Here is an 18870-nt window from a genome sequence, read left to right on the forward strand (position 1 = left end):
CGAACGCCAGGAATCCTACTAGGACTCCGTCGCCCGGTTCGCGTGCACCAGGTCGACGAACAGGCGGTGCACCCGGTGGTCGCCGGTCAGTTCCGGGTGGAACGACGTGGCGAGCGCGTTGCCCTGGCGGACGGCGACGATGTGGCCGTCGTGCTCGGCGAGCACCTCGGTCTCGGCGCCGACGGACTCCACCCAGGGGGCGCGGATGAACACGCCCTCTACAGGATCGCCCTCGACGCCCCGGACGTCGACCGCCGCCTCGAAGGACTCGTTCTGCCGTCCGAAGGCGTTGCGGCGCACGATCATGTCGATGCCGCCGACGGTCTCCTGGCCCGAGCGCGGGTCGAGGATCTTGTCGGCGAGCATGATCATGCCCGCACAGGAGCCGTAGACGGGCATTCCGGCCCGCACGCGCGCGCGGAGGGGCTCCATCACGCCGAAGAGGACGGCCAGCTTGGAGATGGTGGTGGACTCGCCGCCGGGGATGACGAGGCCGTCCACCTCGGCGAGTTCCTCGGGGCGCCTGACCGGCCTGGCCACGGCGTCGGCCGCGGCCAGGGCGACGAGGTGCTCCCGTACGTCGCCCTGGAGGGCCAGGACGCCTATGACAGGTGCTTCAGTGCTCATGGGGGTGCTTACCAGCCGCGGTTGGCGTAGCGCTCGGTCTCGGGGAGGGTGTCGCAGTTGATGCCGACCATGGCCTCGCCGAGGTTGCGGGACGCGTCCGCGATGATCTTCGGGTCGTCGTAGAAGGTGGTCGCCTTGACGATGGCGGCGGCGCGCTTGGCCGGGTCGCCGGACTTGAAGATGCCGGAGCCGACGAAGACGCCCTCGGCACCGAGCTGGCGCATCAGCGCGGCGTCGGCGGGGGTGGCCACGCCACCGGCGGAGAACAGCACCACCGGGAGCTTGCCGAGCTCGGCGACCTCCTTGACCAGCTCGTAGGGGGCGCGCAGCTCCTTGGCGGCGGCGTACAGCTCGTTGTTGTCGCAGCCGCGCAGCTTGGCGATCTCGCCCTTGATCTGGCGCAGGTGGCGGACGGCCTCGACGACGTTGCCGGTGCCGGCCTCGCCCTTGGAGCGGATCATGGCCGCGCCCTCGGCGATACGGCGCAGGGCCTCGCCCAGGTTGGTGGCACCGCAGACGAAGGGGGTCGTGAAGGCCCACTTGTCGGAGTGGTTGACCTCGTCGGCCGGGGTGAGGACCTCGGACTCGTCGATGTAGTCGACGCCGAGGGACTGCAGGACCTGCGCCTCGACGAAGTGGCCGATGCGGGACTTGGCCATGACCGGGATGGAGACGGCCTCGATGATGCCCTCGATCATGTCCGGGTCGGACATACGGGCCACGCCGCCGTCCTTGCGGATGTCGGCCGGGACCCGCTCCAGGGCCATGACGGCGACGGCGCCCGCGTCCTCGGCGATCTTCGCCTGCTCCGGGGTGACGACGTCCATGATCACGCCGCCCTTGAGCTGCTCGGCCATGCCGCGCTTCACGCGCGCGGTGCCGGTCTCGGGGGCCTGGTTTTCGGAGAGCGAGCTGGACACGGATGACCTCACTGAAGTGAAAGAGGGTTGCTGCAATCACCGAGGAAACGGGATTGGGCCAGTCCACAGCAAGGGCCAATGGGAAGCCGGTGGATCCTTTTGTGCCGGAAGCGGCTATGCCGCCCGGTCGGCGAGGGCCGGCGGCGGTTCGTCGTCCATCTCGAAGGCCATCGGGAAGGGGGCGTGACCGGCCAGCCGGAACCAGCGGACCTTGCGGTGCTCGCGCAGTCTGCGGGCCGCGCCGACCGCGTCGTTGTGGAAGCGCCGGGCCATCGGGACCCGGCGGACGGCCTCGGTGAGTTCGTGGGTGGCCGCGTCGCCGCCGGGGGCCTCGCGGACCGCGTCGACCTGGGCCGGTTCGCCGAAAACCGCCCGCAGCGCCTGGCTGAGCTCGCTCTCGGCGACCTCCCGCTGCTCCTCCTCGGCCTGCCGGGCCGCGTGCGCGGCCTCGTACAGGACGATGGAGGCGGCGGGGTCCAGCACGCCGGAGGTGGCCAGCTCCTGGGCCACGGACGCCCGGCGCAGCAGCTGTGCGTCGAGGGCGGCCCGGGCGGCGTCGATCCGGGAGTGCAGCCGGTCCAGACGGCCGGCCGTCCAGCTCAGGTACAGCCCGATCGCGAACAGGACGGCAAGAATCCAGATCAGGGTTACGGTCACGGCCGGACACGTTACCGCCGACCGCACCCGCGCCCGACGGCCGCCTCACGACAACGCCGCCCCCGTCAGGAACGCCCGACGCCCCCCTACTCCCGCGCCAGCCCGAACCGTGCCCGCAGTCCCGGGCCCCGGTCCTCCGCCGCCGCCACCGCCGCCGCGCCCGCCGTCACCGTCTCGTAGACCGAGAGGATGTCCGCGCCGACCGTCGACCAGTCGAAGCGGCGTACATGGACGCTGCCGCGTTCGCGCAGTTCGGCGAGGCGGTCCGGGTCCCGCAGGAGCCGTACCGCCGCCTCCGCCAGGGCCTCGGGGTCCTCGTTGGTGAAGAGCTCGCCCGCCGCGCCCTGGTCGAGCACCTGGGCGAAGGCGTCCAGGTCGGCGGCGAGGACGGGGGCGCCCGCCGACATCGCCTCGACCAGGATGATCCCGAAGCTCTCGCCGCCGGTGTTGGGGGCGACGTACAGGTCGATGCTGCGCAGGAATCGCGCCTTGTCCTCGTCGCTGATCATGCCGAGGAACTGCACCTGCGAGCGGAACTCGGCGGGCAGCAGTTCCAGCGCCTCCTCCTCGTCCCCGCGCCCGGCGACCAGCAGCCGCGTCTGCGGGCGGGCCGCGAGGATGCCGGGGAACGCCTTCATCAGCACCGGCAGGCCCTTGCGCGGCTCGTCGATGCGCCCGATGAAGCCGATCGTGTCGCCCTGCCACTCGGGCCTGGGTTCGGCCTTGGCGAAGAAGTCGACGTCGACGCCGTTGGGGATGACCACGGCGTCGCCGCCGAGGTGCTCGACGAGGGTGCGGCGGGCGTACTCGCTGACGGCGATCCGCGCGCTGATCTTCTCCAGGGCCGCCTGGAGGATCGCGTACGCGGCGATCATCGCCTTGGAGCGCGGGTTGGAGGTGTGGAAGGTGGCGACCATCGGCCCCTGCGCCGCCCAGCAGGTCAGCAGCCCGAGCGAGGGTGAGGCCGGCTCGTGGATGTGGACCACGTCGAACGCGCCGTCATGCAGCCAGCGCCGCACCCGCGCCGCGCTGAGGAAGCCGAAGTTCAGCCGGGCGACCGAGCCGTTGTACGGCACCGGGACCGCGCGGCCGGCCGAGACGACGTACGGCGGCAGGGGCGTGTCGTCGTCGGCCGGGGCCAGGACGGAGACCTCGTGGCCCAGGCGGATGAAGTACTCGGCGAGGTCGCGGATGTGGAACTGGACGCCACCCGGTACGTCCCAGGAGTACGGGCAGACGATGCCGATCCTCACGACGTGCCCTTCTCGGGAGCCGGGGCCTTCTTCGCGGAATCCTCCGCGGAATCCCCAGCGGGGTTCTTCACAGAATTCTTCGCGGGATTCTTCGTGGGGTCGAGGTCCTTGAGCCACAAGCGCTGCAGCATGTGCCAGTCCTCCGGATGGTCGGCGATCCCCGTGGCGAAGGCGTCGGCCAGCGCCTGTGCCATGACAGACGTCTTCTGGGCCCGGCTGCCTGACTCGGGGACCTCGATCGGGGGATGGACGCGGCCCTGCATGACGGGTGAGTCGTCGTACCAGAGCGTGACCGGCAGGAGCAGGGCTCCGGTCTGCTGGGCGAGCAGCGCGGGTCCGGCCGGGATCCGGGTGGCCTCGCCGAAGAACTGGACCTCGACGCCGGAGGAGGACAGGTCACGCTCGGCGACCAGGCAGACCAGACCGCCGTCGCGCAGCCGCCGGGCCAGGGTGCCGAAGGCGGTGCCGCCGCTGTGCGGGAGGACCTCCATGCCGAGGCCCTCGCGGTAGGCGACGAAGCGGTCGTACAGCGTCTCGGGCTTGAGGCGCTCGGCGACCGTGGTGAACGGCGTCTGCAGCTTGGTGGTGACCCAGGCGCCGGCGAGGTCCCAGTTGGCCATGTGGGGCAGCGCGAGGACGACGCCCCGGCCGGCGGCGAGACCGTCGGTCAGATGGTGCAGGTCCTTGGGGTCGAAGCCGCTCTTGATGCGCTCCTTGCTCCACGCGGGCAGCCGGAAGGACTCCATCCAGTAGCGCAGGTACGAGCGCATGCCCGCGCGGGAGAGCTCGGCGAGGCGCTCGGGGCTCGCGTCGGGCACCACGCGCGCGTAGTTGCTCTCCAGCCGCAGCACGCCCTTGCCGCGCCGTTTCCAGGCGAGGTCCGCGATCGTGCGGCCCACGCGTACGGCGACCGGCTCGGGGAGGTTCTTGACCGTGCTCCAGCCGAGCCCGTAGAGGCCGTCCGTCAGGCGGTCCCGGGCACTCACTTGGCCGCCCCGCTCTCCTGCTCCGCCGTGGCCTGGGCCTCGGCCTCCGCCGACTCACGGCGGACGGTGACCACCCGCTGGACCAGGGTGACCAGGCTGCCGACGGCGACGATCCACAGGGCCACGGGCAGCAGGTACTGGATACCCGGCACGCCGAACTTGTGCAGGCCCGCCAAACCGGCCGCGACCAGCGAGATCACCAGGCGCTCGGCGCGCTCGACGAGCCCGTTGACGGCGACCGGCAGGCCGATCGACTCGCCGCGCGCCTTGGTGTACGACACCACCTGGCCGCTGGCCAGGCAGAAGATGGAGACCGCGCACAGCACGTTGTCGTCGCCGCTGCCCGCGTACCACAGGGCGAAGCCGCCGAAGATCGCGCCGTCGGCGACGCGGTCGAGGGTGGAGTCCAGGAACGCGCCCCAGCGGCTGGAACGGCCCAGCTGGCGGGCCATGTTGCCGTCGACGAGGTCGGAGAACACGAAGAGCGTGATCACGACCGTGCCCCAGAAGAACTCGCCCATGGGGTAGAAGACCAGCGCACCCGCGACCACGCCGGCGGTGCCGAGGAGCGTGACGGCGTCGGGGCTGACGCCCCGCCGGATGAGAAACGCGGCGAACGGTGTGAGGACACGCGTGAAGAATGCACGCGCGTACTTGTTCAGCATGGCCTTCCCGAGGGTCGGTGTGGCCGGCTCGGCCCCTGCTGGCCACCGGCGCGCCCATCGTAGCCACGCGCGCGTGTGTGCGACGGCCGGGCACCCGGACCCCCCTTGCGTCATGGGCCGAAGGCATACGGGTCACGGCGCGATCCCGTCGTTCGTATGGACGCACCGTGACGGGAGTGGAAAGCTCGAAGGACCGCGGGCGTCATCGGAGCCGCCACCGCACGCGGCCCGGCACGCCCGCGCCCACAGTGACCTCACCGTGCACGGGAGGCAAGGCCATGGGCGACAAGGCGAACGCACACCCCGGGGCCGCCGGCAGGGCTACGGCGGCCGACCATCCCGCGTCCGTACGGAATGTGGTGCTGGTCGGCCACTCCGGATCGGGCAAGACGACATTGGTGGAAGCCCTCGCGCTGACCGCGGGGGCGGTGAACCGGGCGGGCCGTGTGGAGGACGGCGGCACCGTCTCGGACTACGACGAGATCGAGCACCGGCAGAACCGTTCGGTGCAGCTCTCCCTGGTGCCGGTCGAATGGGACGGCATCAAGGTCAATATTCTCGACACCCCCGGATACGCCGACTTCGTCGGTGAACTCAGGGCCGGTCTGCGCGCTGCGGACGCGGCCCTTTTCGTGGTCTCCGCCTCCGACGGCGTGGACGGCTCCACGCGCATGGTGTGGGAGGAGTGCGCGGCCGTCGGGATGCCGCGGGCGATCGTGGTCACGCACCTGGAGGCGGCCCGGGCGGACTTCGAGGAGATGACGCGGGTCTGCGCGGAGGCCTTCGGCGGGGACGACCCCGACGCCGTGCTGCCGCTGTACACCCCGCTGCACGGCCCGCAGGGTCCCGACGGGCACGCGCCCGTGACGGGGCTGGTCGGACTGCTGTCGCAGAAGCTGTTCGACTACTCCACCGGCGAGCGCAAGGAGTCGGAACCGGGCGAGGACCAGCTGCCGGAGATCGAGGAGGCACGCAACCGGCTGATCGAGGGGATCATCTCGGAGAGCGAGGACGAGACCCTCATGGACCGCTATCTGGGCGGCGAGCAGATCGACTTCAAGACGCTCGTCGAGGACCTGGAGCGGGCCGTCGCGCGCGGGGTCTTCTTCCCCGTCCTGGCCGCCGCCCCCGCGGCCGAGGGCGCCAAGCAGGGGCTCGGCACGGTCGAGCTGCTGGAGCTGATCACGGGCGGCTTCCCGACACCGTTCGAGCACCCCACGCCGGGGGTGACCACCATCGACGGCAAGCCGCGGGAGATCAAGGCCTGCGACACGCAGGGTCCGCTGGTCGCCGAGGTCGTCAAGACCGCGTCCGACCCTTATGTCGGCCGGGTCTCACTGGTCCGCGTCTTCTCCGGCACCCTGCGCCCCGACGAGACGGTGCACGTCTCCGGGCACGGGCTCGCCGACCGCGGGCACGAGGACCACGACGTCGACGAGCGCATCGGCGCGCTGTCCACGCCCTTCGGCAAACAGCAGCGGCCGGTGACGCACGCCGTCGCCGGCGACCTGGTGTGCGTGGCGAAACTGAGCCGCGCGGAGACCGGGGACACGCTCTCGGCCAAGGACGACCCGCTGCTGATGGAGCCGTGGGAGATGCCCGATCCGCTGCTGCCGCTCGCCATCCAGGCGCACAGCAAGGCGGACGAGGACAAGCTCTCGCAGGGCCTGGCCCGGCTGGTCGCCGAGGACCCGACGATGCGGCTCGAACAGAACCAGGACACCCACCAGGTGGTGCTGTGGTGCCTGGGCGAGGCGCACGCGGACGTGGCCCTGGAGCGGCTGCGCAGCCGCTACGGCGTCCAGGTCGACGTCGTACCGCACCGGGTGTCCCTGCGGGAGACCTTCGCCGGCAAGTCGGCGGGACGCGGGCGGCATGTGAAGCAGTCCGGCGGTCACGGGCAGTACGCCATCTGCGAGATCGAGGTGGAGCCGCTGCCGAACGGCTCGGGCGTCGAGTTCGTGGACAAGGTGGTCGGCGGGGCGGTGCCGCGGCAGTTCATCCCGTCGGTCGAGAAGGGAGTGCGGGCCCAGGCCACCAAAGGAGTCGCGGCGGGGTATCCGCTGATCGACGTCCGGGTGACGCTGCTCGACGGCAAGGCGCACTCCGTGGACTCCTCTGACGCGGCCTTCCAGACGGCCGGCGCGCTCGCTCTGCGGGAGGCGGCGGCCGACGCGAAGATCCACCTCCTGGAGCCGGTCGCGGAGGTGAAGGTCCTGGTCGGCGACGACTACGTGGGCGCCGTCATGAGCGACCTGTCCGGGCGGCGGGGCCGGGTGCTGGGCACGGAGCAGACCGTCGGCGGACGCACACTCGTCCGGGCCGAGGTGCCCGAGATCGAGATCGGGCGGTACGCCGTCGACCTGCGCTCCCTCTCGCACGGCACCGCGCGCTTCAACCGCTCCTACGCGCGGCACGAACCGATGCCCCCACAGATCGCGGAAAGGATTCGTGAAGAGACCCGCGACGCGTCGTAGTTGACGCGGGGTTGACGCGGGCCGGGCCCAAGTCCCGTACGGCGGCGCACAAGTGGCGTACGACGGCGCACGGACGGCTTGCGGCAGCGCACAACCGGCTTTCGCGGAACGCTCCCCTCCGGTGTCGGCGGACGGCTTCGGCCGTCCGCCGACGAATGTCGGTGCCTGCGGATACGCTGGTGACAAGCTGATCAAGTGGTCGCGGGATCAGGCGATCACCGTGATGACCTGATCAACAGGTGTGCGGGGCAAGGAAGTCGGGAAGAGCCGCAGAAGCGACGTCGAGCGGCGATGGGGGGCGGGAATGAGCGATGTGGGCGGCTGGGGAGACATGTTCGGGCCGCAGGTACCGCGCACGGGCTCGGACCAGAAGGCGACCTTCGCGCTGGCCTCGGCGGCGTACCGGGACGACGAGGTCATCAAGATCCTCGAGACGAACAACGAGTGGCACGAATCGACCGTCAAGCTCCCCCGCAGGTGGGCGACGATCTTCCGGCCGAACCTCGGCGAGGCGTTCTCCCAGGCCGTGGTGTCCCGCATGCTGGGGGCCGGCCGCAAGCCGGTCGTCCAGTCCTTCGGTCTCGAGCCGCAGACCGTCGTCGAGCACTGCATGGCGGCGAACAACGTCCGCAGGCAGCGCGACCGGCAGCTGACCGGCGTGGCCCTGCTGTGCGGTGTCCTCTTCCTGCCGGGCCTGCTGATCTGGCTGCTGGTCTTCCAGATACGGACCGTGATCGCCCGGCGCGAGGACAAGCGGGCCGGCGCGATGGCCACGACCCTGCTGGTGGCGGTGGGCGCGCTCGCCGTGCTCTTCCTGATCCGTATGCCGTTCACCGGCTTCTGGGCCTGGTACGCGCGGCTGGCGATCATCGCCCCGGTGGTCGGCTGGTTCCTGGCCAAGCAGATCTGCGAGCGCACGGCCAAGGAACTGCGCGCCCACTGGGACAGCCTGCTGTCCGGCAGCACGGTCGGCGCCAAGGTCCCCGAGTCGGTGCCCAGCAGCCCCGGCGACACCCGTGCCGAGCGACTGCGGCAGGCCTTCGGCGAGCTGCGGGACGAGCAGCGGTCCAACGTGGTCTTCTACGCCGGTCCCAAGGGCATCCTCGGCATGGGCACCCGCTGGGGCCACTGGCACCTTGCCGAGGACCTGGTGCCCAACCCCGTGGAGGACGCCCCGAAGGTGGGCTCGCTCAGCGCGGACCTGTCCAAGCACCTGGTGCCCGAGCCGGAGATCAACCGGTTCCAGAGCTTCGACGTGGTGACCGCCATCCAGCGCGGCCTCGAGCGGCTCGACACGGGCCCGCTGACCACGGGTGGCTTCCCCAAGCCGAAGGTCGCCCACTGGATCGTCTCGCACATCGGCGCGGGCGCGAAGGAGGTCTCCCGCCCCAGCGGCACCACGGCGCACCAGGTGAACCTGGAGGAGATACGCAAGACCTGCAACTCCCAGCAGTACGACCAGGGTGACCGGCACTATCTGGGCGTCCAGTGGACGCTCTGGGACGGCAACCTGGTGATCACGATGATGATCACGGTGACGGTGCTGCACAAGACCTTGCGCATCGAGCTGACGGGGCATGCGCTGGGGCCGGTGCACGGGCTGTTCACGACCAAGCCGGCGGCCAAGGAGAAGGAGGTCGCCAAGCAGGTCAAGTTCTGGGAGACCCGGAAGGTGACGCTTCCGCTGGTCGACAGCGACGAGGTGGTCCGGCTCACCGCCCGGGCGCCGCTGACCTGGTATCCGCCGCTGCTCAACTGGCTCGGCGGCTCCCTCGTGCTGCCGGAGCCCTTCGGACTGCGTCATGCGTGGGCCGCGCAGCCCTGGGGGAACCGCTTCATGACCGACGACGTGCTGCGGACCGCCACGCCCGTGATGCGGGTGGTGCACGAGGCGACCATCGAGTTCCTCAAGGGGCACAACGTGGACACCGAGAAGTTCGACGGGCGGTCCTCCGTGCTCAGCGGGGCGGTCCAGGACCCGACGCCGAAGAAGGACGACGTGTACGACGCGTAGACCTCGGTTCGCGGCCTAGGAGGCCCAGGCCTCCGCCAGCATCTTCCGTGTGTCGGCCAGCAGCTGCGGCAGCACCCGCGTGTGCCCCACCACCGGCATGAAGTTCGTGTCGCCGCCCCAGCGGGGGACGATGTGCTGGTGGAGGTGTGCCGCGATGCCGGCGCCGGCGACCGTGCCCTGGTTCATGCCGATGTTGAAGCCGTGGGCGCCGGAGGCCGTGCGCAGGGCCGTCATCGCCTGCTTGGTGAGGGCGGCCAGCTCGATCGTCTCCGCGTCCGTGAGGTCCGTGTAGTCGGCGACGTGGCGGTAGGGGACGACCATGAGGTGACCGCCGTTGTAGGGGTAGAGGTTGAGCACGGCGTAGACCTGTTCGCCGCGGCGGACCACCAGGCCGTCCTCGTCCGACTTGGCCGGGATGGAGCAGAAGGGGCAGCCGTCGCCGGCGCCGGGGCCGGTCGGCTTGTTCTCGCCCTGGATGTAGGCCATCCGGTGGGGCGTCCACAGACGCTGGAAGGCGTCCTGCGTCCCCACTCCCAACTGCTGCTCCGGCTCACTCGTCATGCAGTGCAGCATATGGCGTCGCCCGTTCGCGGCGTGTCGGCGGGGTTCCGGGAAAAGCCCGCCGCGTCAAGCTGGGGCCGTGGACGATGACACTCGCAAGGCCCGTTGGGAGCAAGCCACCGAGCTTCCGCTCGCGTTCGCGTCCCTGGCTTTCCTCGCCTCGTACGCGGTCCGCGTCCTGGCGCCCGGTCTGAAGGACGCCCTGCAGGATTTCGCCCTCGCGGTGCTGCTGGCCTCCTGGGTGTTGTTCGCCGTCAACTACGCGGTGGTCTGGCGGCTGAGCGGGCAGGGGCTGAGCTTCGTACGGAAGCACCCGCTGGACGCCGTGGTGGTCGTCCTGCCGCTGCTGCGCCCGCTCCGGGTCGTGAAGGTCTACGAGGCCGTGCAGCGGCGGCACGGCAAGCCGCGGCTCGCGCTGCACGCGCGCGTGATCGCGTACTCCGGGATCGCGACCGTACTGCTCGGCTTCGCCGGTGCCCTCGCCGTCTACCAGCAGGAGCGCGGCGCGCCGGGCGCGTCCATGAAGACGTTCGGGGACGCCGTCTGGTGGGCCTGCGCGACCCTGACGACCGTCGGCTACGGCGACGTCGTCCCGGTGACGCCGATGGGCCGGGTCATCGCGGTCGGGATGATGGCCATCGGCCTGGCCCTGCTGGGCGCGGTCACCGGCACCTTCGCCTCCTGGCTGCTGCAGGTCTTCGCCCGGGAGGACGACGAGAGGCCCCCGGGGATCTGACTCCCGAGGGCCCCGCGTCACAGCCGGGTCAGACCTGCGCCCGCTCCTCCACGACCTTCACGATCTTCGCGATGGCCTCGTCGAACGGGATGCCGTTCTCCTGGGAGCCGTCGCGGTAGCGGAAGGACACCGAGCCGCCCGCCATGTCCTCGTCGCCCGCGATGACCATGAAGGGCACCTTCTGCTTCTGGGCGTTGCGGATCTTCTTCTGCATACGGTCGGAGGAGGAGTCCACCTCGACCCGCAGGCCCTTCTTCTTGGCCTCGGCGGCGAACTTCTCCAGGTACTCGACGTGCGCGTCCCCGATCGGGATGCCGACCGCCTGGACCGGGGCCAGCCACGCCGGGAAGGCGCCCGCGTAGTGCTCGAGGAGCACCGCGAAGAATCGCTCGATGGAGCCGAAGAGCGCGCGGTGGATCATCACCGGGCGCTGCTTGGAGCCGTCGGGGCCCGTGTACTCCAGGTCGAAGCGCTCCGGCAGGTTGAAGTCGAGCTGGATGGTCGACATCTGCCAGGTGCGGCCGATGGCGTCCTTGGTCTGCACGGAGATCTTCGGGCCGTAGAAGGCGGCGCCGCCCGGGTCCGGGACCAGGGGCAGGCCCTGCTTCTCGGCGACCTGGCGCAGCGTCTCGGTCGCCTCCTCCCAGACCTCGTCGGAGCCGACGAACTTCTCCGGGTCCTTCGTCGACAGCTCGAGGTAGAAGTCGGTCAGGCCGTAGTCGCGCAGCAGGCCGAGGACGAAGGTGAGCGTCTTGTCGAGCTCCTCCGACATCTGCTCACGGGTGCAGTAGATGTGCGCGTCGTCCTGTGTGAAGCCGCGGGCGCGGGTGAGGCCGTGCACGACGCCCGACTTCTCGTACCGGTACACGGTCCCGAACTCGAAGAGACGCAGCGGCAGTTCGCGGTAGGAGCGGCCGCGCGCGTCGAAGATCAGGTTGTGCATCGGGCAGTTCATGGGCTTGAGGTAGTAGTCCACGCCCTCGTCGAGCTGCATGGGCGGGTACATGCCGTCGGCGTACCAGTCCAGGTGCCCGGACGTCTCGAAGAGCTTCCCCTTCGTCGCGTGCGGGGTGTAGACGAACTCGTAGCCCTCCTCCTCGTGCCGGCGGCGCGAGTAGTCCTCCATCACGCGGCGGACGATGCCGCCCTTGGGGTGGAAGACCGCCAGGCCGGAGCCGATCTGCTCCGGGATGGAGAACAGGTCGAGCTCGGAGCCCAGCTTGCGGTGGTCGCGCTTCTCGGCCTCGGCGAGGAAGTCGAGGTACGCCTTCAGCTCGTCCTTGGACGGCCAGGCGGTGCCGTAGATGCGCTGGAGCATGGGGTTCTTCTCGCTGCCGCGCCAGTAGGCGGCCGCGTTGCGCATCAGCTTGAACGCGGGGATCAGCCGGGTGGAGGGCAGGTGGGGGCCTCGGCAGAGGTCCTTCCAGCACAGCTCGCCGGTCTTGGCGTCCAGGTTGTCGTAGATCGTCAGCTCGCCGGCGCCGACCTCGACGTCCGCGCCGTCGTCGTGCGACGCCGAGCCCTTGAGGCCGATCAGCTCCAGCTTGTACGGCTCCGACGCCAGCTCCTCACGGGCCGCCTCGTCGGTCACCACACGGCGGGAGAACTTCTGCCCCCGCTTCTGGATCTCCTGCATCTTCTTCTCGATGGCCTTGAGATCCTCGGGCGTGAACGGCTTCTCCACGTCGAAGTCGTAGTAGAAGCCGTCCTTGACCGGCGGGCCGATGCCCAGCTTGGCCTCGGGGAAGATCTCCTGCACGGCCTGCGCCATCACGTGCGCGGTGGAGTGGCGCAGGATGTTCAGGCCGTCCTCGGAGGAGATGTCGACGCCCTCGACGGTCTCGCCGTCGCGCGGTTCGTACGCGAGGTCCTTGAGCTCGCCGCCCACGCGTGCGGCGATGATCGAGCGCTCGCCGGCGAAGAGTTCGGCGGCCGTAGTGCCCGTCGTCACCACGCGCTCTTCCCGCTCGGAATCGCGTTGGATGATCACACGGACGTCTGACACCGGTCTCTCCTGACTGAAGGTGGGTGCGGCGCCATACCAGGAGCGCGCGCAATAGAGGATCGTACCGACCCCGACCCACCGACCGCGAAACGGTCACCGACAGCAGCGCTCAGTCGCAGTCGTCGCCGCTGCACGCCTCCTCGAAGAAGTCCAGATTCTCCTGCAGGGACTTCATCAGCCGGTCCCGCTCCGCGTCGTCCACCTGCACCGGTACGACCCCGCAGGCGCCGGTCAGTCGCCGGAAGCCGCCCCGGCTCTCCAGCCTGCCGTGCACCCGGATCGGCAGTCCGACGAGGTGGGCGTGCCCGGCGATGCGGTAGTCCTCCTCGTCCAGGGTGATCCGGACGTGCGGTATCTCGGCCCCGGCGATCACCCGCAGTCGTACGCTGCCCTCGCCGCGCGGTCCGGACCTGCGCATCCGCACCACCGTGCCGGTGATCCGGACGGGCACGGACGGCTCCTCGCGCAGGAAGCGGGCGCCGGCCTCACGCAGCACGGGCAGGTCGCCCGGCGAGAACTCGACGGGCTCGACGCCCGCCACGCAGTCCTCGGGCACCCCGGCGGCGGGCGCCCACTCGACGGCGATCCGGGCGCCCTCGGTGCCGCGTACGAGGGTGATCAGCGCCTCGGTGAGCTCGCGGCTGACGCCCGCCTCCACGGCCCCGTCGAAGGCGTCCATGCCGCCGGTGGCCCGCTGGTAGTCGATGGCCTCGCGGGCGGCGTACAGGGACTGGTGGAGCCGTACGGCGAGCGGTCGCCCGGTACCGACGGGGACGAAGGCGGTGAGCCTGCCGTGGCCGGCCGCGGGTCCGACGAGGACGCTCTCCAGCTGCGCGGCGGCGGCACGGCGGTGCCGTACGCCGTAGTAGCCCGCACGCGCGCGTGTGGCGAGCGCGGCGGCGAGCAGCATCTGGCGGGCGGCGGAGCGCAGCTGCTCCTCGACCACCCAGGGCGCGGAGTCGGCAGGGCCGGTGGGCACGTCCCGCCGCCAGCGGATCTCGTCGCTGGGCACGGCGAGGCCGACGAGCACCTCGCGCGCGGAGGGCGTGCCGGAGCGGGTCAGCGCGACGAGCGCCTCGCCCAGCAGGTCGTCGCTGTCGGGGAAGGCGCGGCTCTCGGGCACGAGCAGGCTCGTGCCGCTGCCGCCGGGGCCGGGCGGGGTCCAGCGGCCGTAGCGCCCGGCGGCGCCGCCACGGCGTTGCCAGCCGTGCCGTTGCAGCAGGGCGCTCAGCACGGCCGGATCGACCTGGTCGGGCTCGGGGGGCCGGTGCCAGGCCGCGGCGGCGATGTCGTCGGGGTGCGGCCTCACCGGCCGGACTGGCTCCTGAAGGGGGCGGTGCGTCATGGTCTGCCTCCCGTCCCGACCCGCGTCATGATCTCGCACAGCGCTCGGTCGTCGAAGATGCGTGAGGTCGGTATGCGGACGGTGGTCCGTGTGCGGCCGGTGATGGAATGCCCGGCGAGATTGACCCAGTAGCAGCAGTGGCGCAGGTCCAGCCGGTCGTGGCTGGCTCTGAGCCAGTCGTCCTGGGCGCGCGGGACGAGCATCACGACCAGGATCTTGTGCACCGAGACCGGCGTGCGCGCGAGCTTGCGCAGATGGTCGTTGTCGAGCGTGAAAGAGAAGAAGCGGCCCGGTGGGTTGGGCGCGACCTGGTAGGTGCACTTCAGCTGCACCTTGATGGTCACCTCGTCGTCGACGGTGTGCCCGGGCGAGCCGTGACTGACGTGCCAGTCGATGCCGTTGTCCGGAAAGGGCTGCGACAGCGAGCAGCCGGCCGCCGCGGCGACGGCGTGCAGATAGCCCACCTGCAGTGTCTCCATGCAGGCGGTGGTGGCGAGTGTGCCGCGAAGGGGGCCCGTACGTTCGGGCAGCAGCCCGCCCCGTTCGGGCTGCGCTATCGCCATGACCAAACAGCCTTCCAAGCCAAGTGAATCCCCGCTGCGGGCCGCTGAACTGCAAAGACCCGTACTCCTGTTGTGTCCTTCCGGCGTAGTGCGCAAACAGCCCGGGTATCACCAAACAGGCAGAAGACGGGACGTCAGCTGCCATGGGTGAACGAGGAGTTGTGTAGGCATGACGTGCTGGTACGAGGGGCCCCTGGCCGCCTTCGACACGGAGACCACGGGCGTTGACGTCGAGACCGACCGCATCGTGTCGGCCGCCGTCGTCGTCCAGGACGCCCCGGGCACCCGGCCCCGGGTGACCCGTTGGCTGGTCAACCCGGGTGTGCCGGTGCCGGAGGCGGCGACGGCGGTGCACGGGCTGACGGACGAACACCTGCAGCGCAACGGCCGCTGGCCGGCGCCGGTGATGTACGAGATAGCGGAGGAGCTGGCCGAACAGGCGGCGATGGCCCGCCCGTTGGTCGTGATGAACGCGCCCTTCGATCTCACCCTCCTGGACCGCGAGCTGCGCCGCCATCGCGCCTGTTCGCTGGACAGCTGGTTCGAGTCCGCCGCGCTGCGGGTCCTCGATCCCCGCGTCCTGGACAAGCACCTGGACCGCTACCGCAAGGGCCGCCGCACCCTGACCGACCTGTGCGCGCACTACGGCGTCTCTCTGGAGGGCGCGCACGACGCGGGTGCGGACGCACTGGCGGCCCTGGACCTCGTACGGGCGCTGGGCCGCCGTTTCGCCACCCGGCTGGAACGGCTCTCCCCCACCGAGCTGCACACCCTGCAGACGGGCTGGCACGCGGCGCAGGCGCGCGGGCTGCAGGCGTGGTTCGCGCGCAGCGGCACGGACGAAGTGGTGAGCACGGAGTGGCCCCTGCGTCCGGAGCTGCCGGCGGCGGCTTGAGCCTTCGGACACGCAGAAGGCCGGCCCGCTTCTGCGGACCGGCCTTTCCCGGTGGGCGATACTGGGTTCGAACCAGTGACCTCTTCGGTGTGAACGAAGCGCTCTCCCACTGAGCTAATCGCCCGGGAACGCACTGAACCATACAGGTCTCCGCCGGTTTCCTTCAAACCGCTTCCAGGTACGCGAGCAGTCCCCGCCGCCCGGCGCGCATCATCAGCCGGTGGTTGGCGCGAAACACGGGGCGCCCCGGCACGGCCAGCCACCTCAGCAGCGGCTTGTTGACGTCGACGACCTGGTCGTACCGGGCGAGCGTGCCGCCGGGGCCGGCGGAGACCGTCCAGCGGGCCCAGCCGTCGAGGTCGCCGCTCATCGAGACCTCCAGCACGCCGGCCACCGGGTCGCGGCGCGTCTCGCGCGCGGTGAACCGCAGGTCGTACGGCAGCACGGACCGGACGACGACGACTCCGCTGCTGTCGTCGAGCCGGGTCACCTCCCGTACCTGGGGCCACCAGCGGGGGTACTCCTCGGCCCGCTCCAGCACCTCGTAGACGGCGGCGGGCGGGAGGGGCAGCGCCCAGAGGCTGCGGAAGCGGTAGTGCGTCCAGTCCATGCGGGGAGTGTGCCCGTACCCAGCGCTTTCTCCGCGCACCCGTGTCGATCTGAGTACGTCCTGAGTACCCACACTCATGCCCTACGACGTGACGCGGACCACACTCCGTGCCATGACGCATGTTCCGCCCCCGGCCGAGGAGTTGCGGCTCCTCGACGCCGAGCTGTGGCGACTCGACGCCCGCCGCACGCAGTTGCTGACGCGCAGAGCCTGGCTGCTCACGGTCCTCCAGTCACAGGCGCCCTCGGCCGCCCCGCCGGCCCAGCCCCGCCGGGAGACCACCGCACCCCGGGTCCAGAACGTCCTGCTCCTCCTCGGGGGCGTCCTGCTGACCATCGCGGCGATGGTGTTCACCCTCGTCAGCTGGGGACACCTGGGCATCACGGGACGCGCGCTGGTCCTCGGCGTGCTCACCCTGGCCGTGCTCACCGCGCCGGTCGCCCTGCTGCGGCGCGGACTGCGGTCGACGGCGGAGTCGATGGCCGGCCTCGGACTGGCCCTGACGGCGCTGGACGCGTACGCGCTGCACGAGACGGTGTTCCCGGGCGCGGACGGTGCCGCGTTCGCGGCGTCCGCGACTGCGGCGCTGGCGGCCCTGTGGACGGCGTACGGCTCCCTGCCCACCGCCTCCGACCTGCGTCTGCCGCTCCCGGCGGCGATGGCCATGGCCCAACTCCCGTGGTTCCTGGCGGCGGTCGCGGTCTCCACGGACCCTTACATCATCACGGCGGCCCTCCTGGTGACGGCCGCGTTCGACACGATTGTGGCGCTCCGCAGCACCGCGAAGGCCGTACGTCTCGTCGCCGTTCTCGGCGCCTACGGCGCGGGTGCGTGGGGCGCACTGGCGGCCGGCTTGCTCTCCTGGGACGCAGCCGGCCCGAGCGCCGCCGCCCGTGCGGCGGCGCTCCTCACTCTGGCGGCGGCGATCGCGGTGGGGTCGGCGTGGTGGCGGGCGAAGAGCGGCACCGGGACGGTGGCCGCCGTGGGCAACACCCTCGCCGGCGGGCTCTTCCTGGTCGCCGGCGCCGGCGGGTTGCTCCGGGCGGCGTTGCCTGGTGCGTGGACCGTTCCGGGCTATCTCATCTGCGGTGTGGCACTGCTGGCCGCACTGCGCTCGGGCCTCCCCGAGCCGGTACGGCGGGGCTTGGCCCACGCCTCCGCCGCCGTACAGGCGATCGCCCTCACATGCGCGCTGCCCCTGATCGCGGTCGCTCTGCTGGGTCCGCTGGGCTGGGCGGACCGGCCCTGGTCCGGTGTGCCGTCGGACGCGCGCGCCGCGGTCGCCGTGCACACGCCCTGGCCGCCGTACCCCACCCAACTCCTGCTCGCGCCTTTGCTCGTCGCCGCCGTACTGGCCCTGCTGGTCCGCACCGAGTCCTGGCGGCCGGCGGCCCTGAACACCGCCGCGGTCCTCGCCTGGGCGACGCTCATGACACTGCCCGCCGCCCTCCAACTCCCCTACGCCGTAGCCCTGTCGGCCCAGACCGTGACCACTGCGGCCGCGCTGGCGGCGGCCGTCTTCCCGTCGCGCGCGACCTCGGCGTTCCTCCGCCCGGCCGTCCTCGCCCTCGTCCTTGCCGTCGGCACCTCCCTCTCGGCGGCCTTCCTCTCCCTCGCCTCCCAGCCCGCCACCCTGACGGTCCTCTCCCTCCTCACCGCCTTCTTCGCCGCGGCCTCCCTGTGCTCCCGCCTCGCTCCCCTCACCGCCCCGACCGCCCTCGGGTACGCCGCCGCGCTGGCCTGCGCGATCGGCGCGGCGGCGGGATGGCAGCCGCAGCACACCGCGCTGCTGGTTCTGCCCGTCCCCGTGGCCGCGGCTCTGCTCGCCGCTCGCGTCACCGGGCGGGCCACCCTGCCGGTGGAGTTGACCGGAGCCGCGACCGCGCTGCTCGCGGTCGGCCTCGCGATCACCGACCCACCCATGCTCGCCCTGGTGCTGGCGCTGTGCGCGGTGATCGCGGCCGGCGTGGCCGTACGCCCCGACCGCCGGCCGGTCGGCTATGCGGCGGCCGTACTGTTCCTGCTGGCCACCTGGGTACGGCTCGCTGCCTGGGACGTCGGCACCGTCGAGGCGTACACGATCCCGGTCACCGTCCCGGCTCTGTGCGTCGGCGCCTGGCGCAGGCGGCGCGACCGGCTCACGTCGTCCTGGACGGCGTACGGCCCCGGGCTCGCCGCCACGCTGCTGCCGAGCCTCGCCGCGGCCTGGGACGACCCGCACTGGACGCGCCCGCTGCTGCTGGGCACGGCGGCGCTCACGGTCACCCTGCTGGGCGCCCGCCAACGCCTCCAGGCTCCCCTGCTCCTGGGCGGTTCGGTCCTGGCCCTGGACGCCCTGCACGAACTGGCCCCGTACCTGGCCCAGTTGACCGGCGCCCTCCCCCGCTGGGCCCCCTTCGCCCTGGCAGGCGCACTGCTCCTCGCTCTGGGCTCCACCTACGAACGCCGGATCCGCGATGTCCGCCGAGTCCGGGACGTCTTGACGAACATGCACTGAAGCGCCCGAAGATGCGCGGGGAACTGCGCCATCCACAACGGACCCGCAGTTCCCCGCGC

15 protein-coding genes, 1 tRNA gene and 1 pseudogene are annotated in these 18870 nt (G+C 71.4%); 5 read left to right on the top strand and 12 right to left on the bottom strand.

The window, feature by feature from the left end:
* Positions 1–18: 18 nt before the first annotated feature.
* From pdxT to pgsA, 6 genes and pseudogenes are all read right to left on the bottom strand, one after another.
* On the bottom strand, positions 19–627 hold the full coding sequence (pdxT, locus tag ABZ453_RS44845) for a pyridoxal 5'-phosphate synthase glutaminase subunit PdxT (RefSeq protein WP_359024874.1): 609 nt from the start codon (positions 625–627) through the stop codon (positions 19–21).
* Positions 628–635: 8 nt separating this feature from the next.
* Positions 636–1547, bottom strand: a complete 912-nt coding sequence (gene pdxS / locus ABZ453_RS44850) for a pyridoxal 5'-phosphate synthase lyase subunit PdxS (RefSeq protein ID WP_208781057.1) — start codon at positions 1545–1547, stop codon at positions 636–638.
* 114 nt (positions 1548–1661) lie between these two features.
* A complete protein-coding gene (locus ABZ453_RS44855) occupies positions 1662–2204 on the bottom strand; it encodes a hypothetical protein (RefSeq protein ID WP_359024876.1) in 543 nt (180 codons plus the stop codon).
* An 86-nt stretch (positions 2205–2290) separates the two neighbouring features.
* Positions 2291–3457 (bottom strand): glycosyltransferase family 4 protein, encoded by a 1167-nt coding sequence (locus ABZ453_RS44860; RefSeq protein WP_359024878.1) that lies wholly within the window; start codon positions 3455–3457, stop codon positions 2291–2293.
* The gene (locus tag ABZ453_RS44865) at positions 3454–4443 is read right to left on the bottom strand and encodes a phosphatidylinositol mannoside acyltransferase (protein ID WP_359024880.1); all 990 of its coding nucleotides are present in this window, start codon (positions 4441–4443) and stop codon (positions 3454–3456) included. Before ABZ453_RS44865 ends, ABZ453_RS44860 begins: the two co-directional genes overlap by 4 nt.
* Positions 4440–5166, bottom strand: a pseudogene (gene pgsA, locus ABZ453_RS44870) (phosphatidylinositol phosphate synthase). The gene ABZ453_RS44865 and the pseudogene pgsA overlap by 4 nt, the downstream one beginning before the upstream one ends.
* Positions 5167–5386: 220 nt before the next feature.
* Between pgsA and ABZ453_RS44875 the strand changes: the two are divergent.
* Together ABZ453_RS44875 and ABZ453_RS44880 are read left to right on the top strand one after the other, a co-directional pair.
* On the top strand, positions 5387–7585 hold the full coding sequence (locus ABZ453_RS44875; RefSeq protein ID WP_359024882.1) for an elongation factor G-like protein EF-G2: 2199 nt from the start codon (positions 5387–5389) through the stop codon (positions 7583–7585).
* Positions 7586–7889: 304 nt separating this feature from the next.
* Positions 7890–9599, top strand: a complete 1710-nt coding sequence (locus ABZ453_RS44880) for a hypothetical protein (RefSeq protein ID WP_359024884.1) — start codon at positions 7890–7892, stop codon at positions 9597–9599.
* Between the two features lie 15 nt (positions 9600–9614).
* Here the strand turns inward: ABZ453_RS44880 and ABZ453_RS44885 are convergent, their stop codons facing one another.
* Positions 9615–10172, bottom strand: a complete 558-nt coding sequence (locus tag ABZ453_RS44885; protein ID WP_359024886.1) for an HIT domain-containing protein — start codon at positions 10170–10172, stop codon at positions 9615–9617.
* Positions 10173–10239: 67 nt separating this feature from the next.
* Here ABZ453_RS44885 and ABZ453_RS44890 point away from each other — a divergent pair, with 67 nt between their 5' ends.
* Positions 10240–10896 (top strand): ion channel, encoded by a 657-nt coding sequence (locus ABZ453_RS44890; RefSeq protein WP_359024888.1) that lies wholly within the window; start codon positions 10240–10242, stop codon positions 10894–10896.
* Positions 10897–10924: 28 nt separating this feature from the next.
* Here ABZ453_RS44890 and thrS read toward each other — a convergent pair whose 3' ends face one another.
* From thrS to ABZ453_RS44905, 3 genes are all read right to left on the bottom strand, one after another.
* Positions 10925–12901 carry a threonine--tRNA ligase gene (gene thrS, locus ABZ453_RS44895; RefSeq protein ID WP_359024890.1) on the bottom strand — a complete coding sequence of 659 codons (1977 nt, stop codon included), beginning with the start codon at positions 12899–12901 and terminating at the stop codon, positions 10925–10927.
* Positions 12902–13010: 109 nt separating this feature from the next.
* On the bottom strand, positions 13011–14246 hold the full coding sequence (locus ABZ453_RS44900; protein WP_359024892.1) for a hypothetical protein: 1236 nt from the start codon (positions 14244–14246) through the stop codon (positions 13011–13013).
* On the bottom strand, positions 14243–14809 hold the full coding sequence (locus ABZ453_RS44905) for a DUF4365 domain-containing protein (protein WP_359024894.1): 567 nt from the start codon (positions 14807–14809) through the stop codon (positions 14243–14245). The genes ABZ453_RS44900 and ABZ453_RS44905 overlap by 4 nt, the downstream gene beginning before the upstream one ends.
* A 169-nt stretch (positions 14810–14978) precedes the next feature.
* Here ABZ453_RS44905 and ABZ453_RS44910 point away from each other — a divergent pair, with 169 nt between their 5' ends.
* A complete protein-coding gene (locus ABZ453_RS44910) occupies positions 14979–15704 on the top strand; it encodes a 3'-5' exonuclease (RefSeq protein WP_359024896.1) in 726 nt (241 codons plus the stop codon).
* A gap of 52 nt (positions 15705–15756) precedes the next feature.
* Here ABZ453_RS44910 and ABZ453_RS44915 read toward each other — a convergent pair.
* Together ABZ453_RS44915 and ABZ453_RS44920 are read right to left on the bottom strand one after the other, a co-directional pair.
* Positions 15757–15828 (bottom strand) — tRNA-Val (locus tag ABZ453_RS44915).
* A 39-nt stretch (positions 15829–15867) separates the two neighbouring features.
* Positions 15868–16314, bottom strand: a complete 447-nt coding sequence (locus tag ABZ453_RS44920; RefSeq protein WP_359024897.1) for an SRPBCC family protein — start codon at positions 16312–16314, stop codon at positions 15868–15870.
* A gap of 76 nt (positions 16315–16390) precedes the next feature.
* Between ABZ453_RS44920 and ABZ453_RS44925 the strand changes: the two genes are divergently transcribed.
* Complete coding sequence (locus ABZ453_RS44925) at positions 16391–18811, top strand: hypothetical protein (RefSeq protein WP_359024899.1); 2421 nt, start codon at positions 16391–16393, stop codon at positions 18809–18811.
* Positions 18812–18870 lie beyond the last annotated feature (59 nt).

Origin of the sequence: Streptomyces sp. NPDC005799, from assembly GCF_040630525.1 — a bacterium.
Classification (GTDB): domain Bacteria; phylum Actinomycetota; class Actinomycetes; order Streptomycetales; family Streptomycetaceae; genus Streptomyces; species Streptomyces griseorubiginosus_B.

What these genes read in the sequence shown, in the direction of transcription:
- pdxT (WP_359024874.1), bottom strand. Translation starts at nt 627, where the DNA reads ATGAGCACTGAAGCACCTGTCATAGGCGTCCTGGCCCTCCAGGGCGAC.
- ABZ453_RS44875 (WP_359024882.1), top strand. Translation starts at nt 5,387, where the DNA reads ATGGGCGACAAGGCGAACGCACACCCCGGGGCCGCCGGCAGGGCTACG.
- ABZ453_RS44880 (WP_359024884.1), top strand. Translation starts at nt 7,890, where the DNA reads ATGAGCGATGTGGGCGGCTGGGGAGACATGTTCGGGCCGCAGGTACCG.
- ABZ453_RS44885 (WP_359024886.1), bottom strand. Translation starts at nt 10,172, where the DNA reads ATGCTGCACTGCATGACGAGTGAGCCGGAGCAGCAGTTGGGAGTGGGG.
- ABZ453_RS44900 (WP_359024892.1), bottom strand. Translation starts at nt 14,246, where the DNA reads ATGACGCACCGCCCCCTTCAGGAGCCAGTCCGGCCGGTGAGGCCGCAC.
- ABZ453_RS44905 (WP_359024894.1), bottom strand. Translation starts at nt 14,809, where the DNA reads ATGGCGATAGCGCAGCCCGAACGGGGCGGGCTGCTGCCCGAACGTACG.
- ABZ453_RS44910 (WP_359024896.1), top strand. Translation starts at nt 14,979, where the DNA reads ATGACGTGCTGGTACGAGGGGCCCCTGGCCGCCTTCGACACGGAGACC.
- ABZ453_RS44920 (WP_359024897.1), bottom strand. Translation starts at nt 16,314, where the DNA reads ATGGACTGGACGCACTACCGCTTCCGCAGCCTCTGGGCGCTGCCCCTC.
- ABZ453_RS44925 (WP_359024899.1), top strand. Translation starts at nt 16,391, where the DNA reads ATGCCCTACGACGTGACGCGGACCACACTCCGTGCCATGACGCATGTT.